Raw genomic sequence first — 11,873 nt, 5'->3', positions numbered from 1 at the left:
TGAAGACAGGCTCATCGTCGTGATTACCGCATTCAGAGCACCAAAAGATAGGTGATCAGTCCTTGCGTTGCTGGAGCCGACGCAGCGATCTCTCGCGCCGACTATGTTCCCGGTTAAGATCCAGCAATACTTCCTCAATAAACGCCAGATGACGGTGTGATGCTTCGCGCGCCTTCTCCGGCTCACGGGCAACAATCGCCTCAAAAATGCTGGCGCGATGAATGCTCACCTGGGCCAACACTTCACGGCTCAAATAAAGCAATTCAAAATTCTGCCTCACGTTCTGTTCGAGCATCGGCCCCATACAGCGCACCAAATGCAGTAAAACCACATTATGCGTGGCTTCTGTTACAGCAACCTGATACTGCATAACGGCTTCTGACTCGGCGTTCAGATCGCCCGCTTCCCTCGCCTTCTCAATCACGGCATGACAATCCCGGATACGTTGCAGGTCCGACTCTGTGCCACGCAGTGCAGCGTAGTAGGCAGCAATGCCTTCCAGCGCATGACGCGTTTCCAGAAGATCGAACTGTGATTCGGGATGTGTGCTCAGTAATTCTGCCAGCGGATCGCTGACGCTTTGCCATAGATTAGCTTGAACGAAGGTACCACCACCCTGACGGCGCAAAAGGAGACCTTTGGCTTCCAGGCGTTGAATGGCTTCTCTCAGAGAAGGGCGGGAAACATCGAACTGTTTTGCCAGTTCGCGCTCCGGTGGGAGCTTCTCGCCGGGGCGCAAGGTTCCCTCAAGGATCAGAAACTCCAGCTGCTGTTCAATCACATCTGACAGTTTGGGCTGACGGATCTTGCTGTATGCCATAGTGAATTCTTCTCTGCGAATGGCGCGGAGTCAATTGGTAATACCAATTTCAAAAACGTGACGCTAAAGTAACAAAGTATTCACCTTCTGTCCATAAGGACCTTGAGCTAAATCACCAATCCCACCAGATTTTAACAAATGCACGAGAAACCTGCGGCAAAGTGATAGCCCACCTGTGGTATTACCATTAATCCCCTCTGTCTATATTTTAACTTTTTTGAAACGTGAAGCAGGCATTGCTGAACCGTTTAAATACGAAAACAATGAATTTAAATGCAATAAATCAGGTTTTTTATTCTCAAGAGGGAAGCGTAGTTACCCGCAGCTTCACATCGTGGTAAACACCATTTTACAGCAGGGATAAAAAGGTAATAAAAGGGAGTAAAACTAAAGGAGTAGCAACCCCCTTCTCCCCTGAAAAATCCTCTATCAATCTTCTCGTCATCAGGCTCTTACATCAGGGAAAGGTAAAATTTTTGATGTGGCGATAGTTTTTAATTATCAGACTATAAGAAATCAGTGCAATCTGTTTCACTTACCACTATTCTCTGGCAAACGATAGATGTTTTCTTATTTTAAGATATTCCAATCCGTAAAAATAAAATTACATAAACGTACAGTCACTAATACACGTATTCGTTCACACCGTGTTTTTTACTTGCACTGGCAGAGGGTTAAATTTGATGGATAATCAACAAACGGACGGCACGCTAAAGCGTGGTTTGAAAAACCGTCATATTCAGTTGATTGCCTTGGGTGGCGCGGTAGGTACTGGCCTCTTTCTTGGTATTGCGCAGACAATCAAAATGGCCGGGCCATCGGTCCTGTTAGGCTATGCGATTGGCGGCCTGATCGCGTTTCTCATTATGCGCCAACTGGGTGAGATGGTGGTTGAAGAGCCGGTAGCCGGATCGTTCAGCCACTTTGCCTATAAATACTGGGGCGATTTCGCGGGCTTTGCATCGGGATGGAACTACTGGGTGCTGTATGTGCTGGTCGCCATGGCCGAGCTCAGCGCCGTGGGGATTTACGTCCAGTATTGGTGGCCAGACATTCCGACCTGGGTGTCCGCTGCCGTCTTTTTCCTGCTGATTAACGCCATCAATCTGGCAAACGTCAAAGTCTACGGTGAGATGGAGTTCTGGTTTGCCATCATCAAAGTCGCCGCGATTATTGGCATGATCGTCTTCGGTGGCTGGCTGTTGTTCAGTGGTACAGGCGGGCCAGAGGCCACCGTGACCAACCTGTGGGCGCAGGGTGGCTTCTTCCCGAACGGCGTGCTCGGCTTGGTGATGGCGATGGCCGTTATCATGTTCTCATTTGGCGGACTGGAACTGGTGGGGATTACCGCCGCAGAAGCGGATGACCCAGAGAAAAGCATTCCACGCGCGACCAATCAGGTTATCTACCGCATCCTGATTTTCTACATCGGCTCGCTCGCTATCCTGCTGTCACTTTACCCGTGGGGCAAGGTTGTAGAAGGCGGTAGCCCGTTCGTCATGATCTTCCATGAACTGAACAGCAACGTCGTGGCGACGGTGCTGAACATCGTGGTACTGACCGCAGCGCTGTCCGTTTACAACAGCTGTGTGTACTGCAACAGCCGCATGCTGTTCGGTCTGGCAAAACAGGGGAATGGGCCGAAAGTGCTGGAAACCGTCGATGGCCGTGGCGTTCCGGTTGTCGCTATCGGTATCTCCGCGCTGGCGACGGCGCTGTGCGTGCTGATTAACTACCTTATTCCAGGTAAAGCCTTCGAACTGCTGATGGCGCTGGTTGTGTCCGCTCTTGTGATTAACTGGGCGATGATCAGTCTGGCGCACCTGAAGTTCCGTGCACAAAAGAACAAAGAAGGTGTGGTGACAAAGTTTAAGGCACTGTTTTACCCGCTGGGTAACTACCTCTGCCTGCTGTTCCTCGCTGGTATACTGGTCATTATGTTCCTGACACCGGGCATTCAGATTTCCGTTCTGCTGATTCCCGTCTGGCTGGTTATTCTGGGAGTGGGTTACTTTATCAAAAAGAAAAATCAGGCGAAGTAACACATTTCCACGTTCACCGCCTCCGTTTTCATGGCCGACGTTTGTCGGCCATTTTTATCTCTATCTCTGGCAAACGGTTAGAAATCACACCAGCGCACCGTATATCGTCAGGAGTGCGACCACCACCACCAGCACCAGCGTCACCTTTTTCGCCAGCGTCACAGCGGCTTTGGGCGTCTCTACAGGCTCAACGTGGGGTTCACGCGCGAGAGAAAATTGGGCCAGTTGAGTCAACACCCAATACTGCGAACTGCGAGAATCCCCTAGCGAAGCGAACCAGGCTGGCAGCGCTTTCTCGCCGTGCCCCAGCAGTGCGTAAGCGGCACCAGCCAAACGTGTGGGGATCCAATCAAGCCAATGCAGTAAACTATCGACGCCAGACTGCGCGCGCTCCAGCGGAGTATGGTGGCGAGCAAGCCAGGTCTGTCTAGCACGCAAAAATGCATACCCCGTCAGCGCAATCGGCCCGTAGGATCCCGCAGCGATAAACCAGAACAGCGGGGCTAAATAAAACCGGAAATTGATCCACAGCAGCGCGTTTTGCAGCTCTTTCAACTGCTCGCTTTCGCTCGTGCCAACGGGCAGACCGTGAATCAACGCCAGTTCTGCCGCCATTTCCCGACTGGCATCCGCCTCGCCGCGCTGTGCCGCCTGCAAATAGCGCCGATAGTGCTGACGGATTTCACCCGCGCCAATGCACATCAGACTGATAACAATCCACAACAGAAGAGAAATCAGGCCGAACAAAATGCCGCTGGTGAGCCACAGCAGGCCAGCCACGATGCCCATACTGCAGAGCGTCAGGAACAGCGTTTGCAATAAAGACGGAGACGATACGTGCCGGAATACAACCTCAAGCCGATGATCGATCTGCCAGTGCTCGCCCTGTTTGAACAAGCGTTCCCATGCCAGCGTAAGCAACAGTGTAAACAGCGTCATTAATCCAGACTCCCTTTGTTCTCTGTCTCGTTTTCTTGTAACAGGCGATGGTAGCCGTCCCAGTCAAATGCTGGGCCGGGATCCGTTTTACGGCCCGGTGCGATGTCACTGTGCCCAGTAATGCGCGATAGCGTGATGGGGTAAACGCGCATTAATAGGCGTGTAATTGCTACCAGAGAGTGATATTGCTCCAGGGTAAAAGGCAGCGTATCCGTCCCTTCCAACTCAATGCCAATAGAGAAATCGTTACAGCGTTCGCGACCTTCAAACGCAGACACACCGGCATGCCAGGCGCGCTGATCGAACGACACATATTGTGTGATTTGTCCGTCACGGCGTATCAGGCAGTGCGCCGCGACGCGTAGATGGGAAATATCGGCGAAATAGGGATGCGCAGTGGGATCCAACGTAGCCGTAAACAGTTGATCAATATAGGGGCCACCAAACTCACCGGGCGGCAAACTGATATTGTGGATCACCAGTAAGGAAGGCACCTCATCATTCGGGCGACCATCATAATGCGGTGAAGGCGTGTGTGTAATGTCGGATAACCAGCCATTTTCCAAAAGCATCGGCGATAACCTCGCATCGTATCGTTTGCCGGCTGAATGAGGCCTAAAAGCACATTTTTAGCGTAATAAACATTTCTAACGTGATAAACCAGAGTAGCCCAAAAGCCCTTGTATCCAAGATACCATGTTTAGCGCCATCCTATCTATTCAACAGAGTATCAATAGATTTTACCTTTCATTTTGTGATGCTCACGCCGCTTTCTTGTCCGCCCTTATACTCGTCATACCTTGTCAGCTAGGTGAAATTCCCAACATAAAAAATGTGATTAAAATCACATTAAAAATGTAATGGCACAATAAAAGGCAATCGTTTTCGTGCATTGCGTCTATTTTTACTTAAAATGCATGACAAAATTATCTTCTGATTTTTTTAGATATTACCAAAACTTATTTTGCGGTCTCACGTACGACGTACATGACGTCTAACACTATGGTACTTAAGATGAAAAAAACTTTCGCTGCAGGCGCCTTGCTCGCCCTGTCATGCTCCATGCCTGCTCTTGCCGACAGCAATAAAGCCGAATATCTGTCCGACTGGTGGCATCAGAGCATTAACGTCGTCGGCAGCGCCCACACACGTTTTGGACCGCAGTTAAACAGCACGACCTATCTGGAGTACGAAGCGTTTGCACGTAAAGACTGGTTCGATTTTTACGGCTACGCCGATGCACCTAAGTTTTTTGGTGGCGATCCCGACAGCCGTGGCATTTGGGACAAAGGTTCACCTCTGTTTGTCGAGATCGAACCACGCTTCTCCATTGATAAACTGACGGGAGCTGACCTGAGCTTTGGTCCGTTTAAAGAGTGGTACATCGCCAATAATGTGATTTACGACATGGGACGTAACAGCGGTTCGCGTCAGAGCACCTGGTACATGGGCTTAGGTACCGATATTGATACCGGTACCGACCTGGCTCTGTCACTGAACGGCTATGCCAAATACCAATGGCAAAACTACGGTGCCGCTAACGAAAACGAGTGGGACGGCTACCGCGTAAAAGTGAAATACTCTTACTCACTGGGTTCTCTGCTGGGCGGTAACGTCTCATATATCAGCTTCACCAATTTCGATTTTGGTTCAGAGCTGCGTGATAAATCGAATACAAGCCGTTCCAACAACTCCATCGCCTCCAGCCATATTCTGGCGTTGGGCTACGACAACTGGCACTACTCTTTCGTCGCACGTTATTTCCACAACGGCGGCCAATGGGCTGATGGCACAGAACTCAATTTCGGCAAAGGTCCGTTTGAAGTGAAATCTACCGGCTGGGGTTACTATCTGGTCGTCGGTTACAACTTCTAAAATCACCTTCCCTTTCCGGCGACCCGCGATGGCCGCCGGGAAATAACAGTAACAGATTGAATTTTAATAATTATTCATTCTGGATGTCCTGATATAAACAAGGTAGCATAGACCTCCGAATCCCCCTTCGGAGTTTTGTCATGTCAACGCGTCGCTACAGTCAGGAACAACGCCAACAGGCTTTGCTCGCTCGTATTGCACAAGATATCCCCGCCAGCGTGCAACTGGCCTTGCGTGAAGATTTAGGTGGCATCGTCGATGCTAATCAAGACATTACCGCCCTTCTGTTGCCCGATAACGAGACCGTCAGCGCACGCATTATCACGCGTGAAGCGGGTATATTCTGCGGTGCGCGCTGGCTTGAGGAAGTCTTTTCTCAATTGGGCGACACGACAACCATTACCTGGCACGTCGCCGACGGCGACGCCATCGTCCCCAACCAAACGCTGTGTGACATCACAGGACCAGCCAAACAGCTCCTGACAGGCGAACGCACGGCGCTGAATTTCCTGCAAACGCTGTCCGGTGTCGCCACTGAAGTTAGCCGCTATGTTGCCGTATTACAAGGAACACGTACTCGACTGCTGGATACACGCAAAACATTGCCTGGGCTGAGAACCGCGCTGAAATACGCCGTCTCATGCGGCGGCGGCAACAACCATCGGCTCGGCCTATCCGATGCGTTCCTGATCAAGGAAAACCACATCATCGCTGCTGGTTCCATCAAAAATGCAGTAGAAAAAGCCCAGTCTTTGCGCAGTGATGTTCCGGTAGAGGTTGAGGTCGAATCACTGGACGAATTACAGCAAGCGTTGGACGCGGGCGCCGATATCATCATGTTGGATAATTTCAGTCTGGATAACATCCGAGAAGCCGTTAACACCACACAAGGCCGCGCACTGCTTGAGATATCCGGTAATGTCACCCTCGACACGCTGCGTGGCTATGCGGAAACCGGCGTGGACTATATCTCGGTGGGGGCGCTCACCAAACACGTACAAGCGCTAGATTTATCCATGCGTTTTATCTAAGCGTTTTTTTCTTTCCAACGAGGTGCCCTCTCGCACCTCGTTCTCACGACTCAATGGATCTCCATTCTTCCACCCATCGTAATAATGAAAACGTTCTGAGCTGCGTAAACGTTCTTTACTGATAGAACGAAAGTTGCGTATCTGCCCGCAAAAATTGTTCAACGTTCTGCAAATCGCTAAAAACACGTCGTAGCGCTTTCCTATTTTCATTTCCTCCGCTAGCCAGCCTTCACACCCTTTTCTATGCTGCCAGCCGTCCGTATGTATTTATGCGCCACCCTATTTATACGCCACAACAGGGAAATCAATATGACTACACAACAAGGATTCACACTGATTGAGCTGATGATCGTCATTGCGATCGTCGCCATCCTCAGCGCCATTGGCGTTCCCGCCTATCAAGGCTATCTGCAAAAAGCGGCGCTGACGGATATGCTGCAAACCATGGTGTCTTACAAAACACCGGTCGATCTCTGCGGTCTGGAAAATGCCGCCTTTACCGCCTGTAGCACAGGTAATCAGGGGATTCCAGGCAGTAAATCTTCACGCTATGTCAGCGCCGTTAGCGTCGCCCAAGGGGTAATTACGCTGACCGGACAATCCACCCTGCAAGGGCTACGCGTTATTCTGACGCCAACGTGGGATAGCGAAACTGGCACCTCACGCTGGACGAAAAGCTGTACCACAGATGGCAGTGCAGAGAGCCTGCAAGCCGCCTGTCAGGACGTTTTCCGTTTCGATAATACGGCAGGTTAATCATGACAGACTCCTCCGTTACTTCCGAGCATACGCTCAGCGAACTGCAAACACTGTGCCGACGTTATCAGGCATTATTGCTTAGTCTTGATGAACAAACGCTGTCGGTCGCCGTCACGACGTCCCCTTCGGCAGAGATGATTGCCGCGCTGCGTTTCGCTAGCAATCGCCGCATCATGGTGGAGCAATGGCCACAGGCCAGAATGGAACAGCAGCTTAACCCCGTGAACGCCGTTGCCGAACCCGCAGAAACCTACCATGCCGGCACCTATAACAGCACTTATCACAATATTCATAACAACAGCACAGGGCAGAAGGATCATGACGATGACTCCCCTGTTGCACAATTTATCCATCAAACACTGCGTCTCGCGATTCAGCGTCGCGCCTCTGATATCCACTTTGAGCCATTACTGGACGGCTATCGCATACGCCTACGCATTGACGGCGTGCTACAGGCCATCTCCGCCCCGCCTTCCGAGCTGACAAACCGTATTACCGCGCGGCTGAAAATCATGGGCAAGTTGAACATCGCCGAACGACGATTGCCGCAAGACGGCCAGTTCAGCCTGATGCTGGATCAACAAGCCTACTCGTTGCGCATCGCTACGCTCCCTGTGCAGCAGGGAGAAAAAGTCGTGTTGCGTATTTTGCAAACACACCAGCAGGAACTGGTGCTAGATAAACTCGGGCTTACCCCAAAAGCATTACAGCAGGTGATTAACGTGCTGAGCGCCTCACAGGGGATGCTGTTAGTCACTGGCCCGACAGGCAGTGGAAAAACCGTCACGCTTTACAGCGCGATACGCTGGCTGAACGAATGCAGCCGCAATATCTGTAGCGTAGAGGATCCCATCGAGATCCCCTTGCTGGGCATCAACCAAACGGCAATCAATCCCAAAGCTGAACTGGGATTTGGCCGAATCTTACGTGCGCTGCTGCGACAGGATCCAGACGTTATTATGATCGGCGAAATACGCGATGCCGAAACCGCAGAAATTGCGATCAAAGCCGCGCAAACCGGCCATCTGGTCATGTCCACATTGCACACCAACTCTGCCGTCGAAACGCTGACTCGCCTCAACCATCTGGGTATCCCCGGTTATCTGTTAGCCGCAGCACTAAAACTCATCATCGCACAACGCCTTATGCGTCGGTTATGCCCGCACTGTAAGACGCCAGGAGAACCACTGATTTCGCTGCCAAACGACGTATGGCAAGGGCCACTACACCATTGGCAAGCCCGCGGCTGTAGCCACTGTTTCTCTGGCTACTATGGCCGCGTCGCGCTCTATGAATTACTGCCCATCACGCCAGATTTTCAGGCAGCGCTAGCGGGCAACGCCAGCTCAGGGGAATTATCTGCGCTGTCTCGCCATTCAGGTTTCCCAACGTTGTTGGCTGCGGGTCTTAAACTGGTCAACGACGGCCTGACCTCGCTCGCTGAAGTCTATCGTGTTGTGGGCGATGAACACGCCATGAATCAGGAGGCACAATGAGGCTAGCGCGTTTATATCACTGGCAGGCGATTACGCCAGAGGGCGATTTTATCGACGGTGAACTCATTAGCACACAACGACAGCATGCCTACGCCAGCCTGATTGCCCAGGGCTACCAGCCACTCATCGTAAAGGCTGGCCATTATCTGTCGCTCCGCTATTGGAAACGCGAGCAGCTAGGCGAATTAATCAAACAGCTTGCTGCCCTGCTACACGCTGGATTGCCGCTGCTGGAAGCATTAAAACTGATATCGGAACAACATGAGCGCCCCGGCTGGCGCTGCGTATTACGGGATGTCCGTACCCGTGTTGCGCAGGGAAATTCGTTCTCTGAAGCGTTGCAGGAATACCCGCATATCTTTCCCGTTCTGTATCGTTCCCTCATTGCCGTCGGCGAGTTAACTGGGAAGCTAGACGCGTGCTGCCTACAGTTGGCACAACAGCAAGAAAAGCAGTCCAGACTGCAACAGAAAGTCATCAAAGCACTACGCTATCCCTGCTTTGTTTTGGCAATCGCGGTGCTGGTCAGCATGATGATGTTGACGCTGGTTCTGCCCGAATTTGCGACGCTCTATTCCTCATTTGATACACCGTTACCGTGGTTTACTCAGCAATTGCTTTATCTGGCAGAAGTCATCTCGGGCTATGGATTGACAGGGTTGCTGTCTATTTGTGCTCTGATAGCGGGATATGTCCGTTTAAGGCAGAAAAGGTCCTTATGGAAAACCAGAGAGCAAGAATGGCTGCTGAAGCTTCCCATCGTCTCTAGCCTGTTACGTGGTAAGTCGCTGAACCAGATATTCACGATTCTGTCTATGACGCAACAGGCCGGTTTGACGCTCCCCGAAGGGCTGGATGCCGCCGCGACGATCCGTCACCCACTTTATCAGGCCGCAATTCAACAGATACAAGCGCAACTGCATCAGGGAATGTCGCTCTACCATGCCACACAGCATCACGCCATACTGTTCCCTGCCCCCTGTCCGCAACTGATCCGCGTGGGGGAAGAAACCGGTGCGCTGGATGCGATCTTTACACAACTGGCAGAATGGCATGAAGGTCGGGTACAACAGCAGGCAGACATGCTGACCCAAACGCTGGAACCGCTGCTGATGATGGTTGTTGGAGGAATGGTTGGGGCGCTGGTGGTTGGCATGTATTTGCCTATCTTCCAGTTGGGAAACGTATTGGCCGGAGCCTGAACCGACCAATACAGCACCAAAAGACGACAAGCTGCTGAGTGAAAAAATAATGCCCTTTACCAGTAACGTTATCATACGCAGGAATAATCCTGCGGCAAGACTGCGATTTTCGCTTTATTTGGGATAAAATCAGAGAAATTTACCTATCACCAAGCAAAGTGATAACGTGAAGCACACTGCGGTTTATGCCCGATTGGCTTCAGGGGAGCGGGAAGGTATTTGTCCCCCCTTGAAAATAGTGGCAATGTTAACTTTTCAACATGGGTGCAATGACATACATCGTAGCCTTGACAGGCGGTATCGGCAGCGGCAAAAGCACTGTGGCCGATGAATTTGCCAAATTAGGGACCACTATCGTTGACGCGGATATCATCGCACGTCAGGTAGTCGAGCCTGGAAAGCCCGCGCTGGATGCCATCAGGCTCCGGTTTGGCGACGCTATACTCAATACCGATGGTTCATTGGACCGCACCGCACTACGCCAACGGATTTTCTCCTCGCCAGAAGAGAAACAGTGGCTGAATAATTTACTTCATCCGTTGATCCATCAGGAAACACAGACCCAGTTTCAGTCTGCATCCGCACCGTACATTCTGTGGGTCGTCCCCCTACTGGTGGAGAACGGTTTACAACAGCGAGCACAGCGTATTCTGGTCGTTGATGTAGACAGAGACACACAGCTTGAACGCACGCTGGCCCGCGATGGCATCAGTCGGCAGCAAGCAGAAAACATACTGGCTGCACAGGCTACCCGAGAACAGCGCCTGGCTTATGCCGATGATATTATTGATAACAGTCGATGCCCAAGCGAGCTGGCGTCACAGGTTGCGGGATTACACCGCCATTACCTTGAGCTAGCCGCCTCCGCTGCCGACAGGATGACTAAGAATGAGTGACGCTCCCTCAACCATTTTATTCGAATACCCGTTGAACGAAAAAACACGTACCTGGTTGCGTATCGAATCATTATTACAGCAGTTGCATCAAAACCACTCCCTGACCGATATGGGAAGCGCGCTAACATTTTTTCGCGCTGTCGCAGAGTTGCTTGACGTGCTGGAACGTGGAGATGTGCGTACCGAACTGCTGAAAGAACTGGAGCGACAACAGCAAAAACTGTTGCAATGGAGTGATGTGCCGGGCGTAGACATGGAACGCATCCATACGTTGAGACGTCAGTTGAAAGATTTGGCCAGCACGCTGATGGCGGCACCACGGATGGGGCAGTTCTTACGAGAAGATCGTCTGATTGGCATGGTACGCCAGCGGCTCGGAATTCCCGGCGGGTGTTGCAGTTTCGACTTACCGACGCTACATAGCTGGCTGCATCAACCTCAGGAACTCCGTGAGAAGCTGGTTTCTGGCTGGCTTGGATCACTGTCTCCGCTCAAACAAGCATTGGATATGATCCTGGAACTGATCCGCCACTCCGGTACGTTTCGCCCGCAAATCAGCCTGAACGGTTTCTTTCAGGACAATGCTTCCGATGCCGATCTGCTGCGTTTGCGTCTTGAACAGACGCACCAACTCTACCCACAAATATCTGGCCATAAAACACGCTATGCTATTCGTTTTCTGCCATTAGATAGCGAAAACGGCCACATTCCTCCTCGTTTAACGTTTGAACTGGCCTGCTGTTAAGGCCAGCCACGACAAAAAATGTGTTAAACACCAGGCAGATATTAAGTATCAAATAGAGTGAAAATAAC

General features: G+C 51.3%; 11 protein-coding genes. 8 read left to right on the top strand and 3 right to left on the bottom strand.

The annotated features are described in order from the left end of the window. Positions 1–55: 55 nt before the first annotated feature. Positions 56–820, bottom strand: coding sequence for a pyruvate dehydrogenase complex transcriptional repressor PdhR (gene pdhR, locus H0247_RS05050; RefSeq protein WP_015841704.1), 765 nt, complete (start codon positions 818–820; stop codon positions 56–58). A gap of 683 nt (positions 821–1,503) precedes the next feature. Between pdhR and H0247_RS05045 the strand changes: the two genes are divergently transcribed. Further along, on the top strand, positions 1,504–2,862 hold the full coding sequence (locus H0247_RS05045; protein WP_180741555.1) for an amino acid permease: 1,359 nt from the start codon (positions 1,504–1,506) through the stop codon (positions 2,860–2,862). An 84-nt stretch (positions 2,863–2,946) separates the two neighbouring features. Here H0247_RS05045 and ampE read toward each other — a convergent pair whose 3' ends face one another. Together ampE and ampD are read right to left on the bottom strand one after the other, a co-directional pair. Then, positions 2,947–3,801 carry a beta-lactamase regulator AmpE gene (gene ampE, locus H0247_RS05040; RefSeq protein WP_180741554.1) on the bottom strand — a complete coding sequence of 285 codons (855 nt, stop codon included), beginning with the start codon at positions 3,799–3,801 and terminating at the stop codon, positions 2,947–2,949. Continuing rightward, positions 3,801–4,373 carry a 1,6-anhydro-N-acetylmuramyl-L-alanine amidase AmpD gene (gene ampD / locus H0247_RS05035; RefSeq protein ID WP_180741553.1) on the bottom strand — a complete coding sequence of 191 codons (573 nt, stop codon included), beginning with the start codon at positions 4,371–4,373 and terminating at the stop codon, positions 3,801–3,803. Before ampD ends, ampE begins: the two co-directional genes overlap by 1 nt. Before the next feature lie 442 nt (positions 4,374–4,815). On the opposite strand from ampD, the gene H0247_RS05030 reads away from it, so the two are divergent. The 7 genes from H0247_RS05030 (at position 4,816) to zapD (ending at position 11,805) form a co-directional block, all read left to right on the top strand. Further along, positions 4,816–5,676, top strand: coding sequence for a nucleoside-specific channel-forming protein Tsx (locus tag H0247_RS05030; RefSeq protein WP_180741552.1), 861 nt, complete (start codon positions 4,816–4,818; stop codon positions 5,674–5,676). A gap of 140 nt (positions 5,677–5,816) precedes the next feature. Next, positions 5,817–6,707: a carboxylating nicotinate-nucleotide diphosphorylase gene (gene nadC, locus H0247_RS05025; protein WP_180741551.1), complete on the top strand. Its 891-nt coding sequence runs from the start codon at positions 5,817–5,819 to the stop codon at positions 6,705–6,707. A gap of 309 nt (positions 6,708–7,016) precedes the next feature. Continuing rightward, positions 7,017–7,463: a prepilin peptidase-dependent pilin gene (ppdD, locus tag H0247_RS05020; protein ID WP_180741550.1), complete on the top strand. Its 447-nt coding sequence runs from the start codon at positions 7,017–7,019 to the stop codon at positions 7,461–7,463. Between the two features lie 2 nt (positions 7,464–7,465). Then, positions 7,466–8,962, top strand: coding sequence for a type II secretion system protein GspE (gene gspE, locus H0247_RS05015; protein ID WP_180741549.1), 1,497 nt, complete (start codon positions 7,466–7,468; stop codon positions 8,960–8,962). Beyond that, a complete protein-coding gene (hofC, locus tag H0247_RS05010) occupies positions 8,959–10,164 on the top strand; it encodes a protein transport protein HofC (protein WP_180741548.1) in 1,206 nt (401 codons plus the stop codon). Before gspE ends, hofC begins: the two co-directional genes overlap by 4 nt. 269 nt (positions 10,165–10,433) lie before the next feature. Then, positions 10,434–11,060 (top strand): dephospho-CoA kinase, encoded by a 627-nt coding sequence (gene coaE, locus H0247_RS05005; RefSeq protein ID WP_180741547.1) that lies wholly within the window; start codon positions 10,434–10,436, stop codon positions 11,058–11,060. Next, on the top strand, positions 11,053–11,805 hold the full coding sequence (gene zapD, locus H0247_RS05000) for a cell division protein ZapD (RefSeq protein ID WP_180741546.1): 753 nt from the start codon (positions 11,053–11,055) through the stop codon (positions 11,803–11,805). Before coaE ends, zapD begins: the two co-directional genes overlap by 8 nt. The last annotated feature ends 68 nt before the right edge of the window (positions 11,806–11,873 follow it).

The organism is Pectobacterium sp. CFBP8739, from assembly GCF_013449375.1.
Taxonomy (GTDB): Bacteria; Pseudomonadota; Gammaproteobacteria; order Enterobacterales; family Enterobacteriaceae; genus Pectobacterium.
Note: the sequence above shows the minus strand (reverse complement) of the source record. Positions and strands in the feature narration are given on the sequence as shown.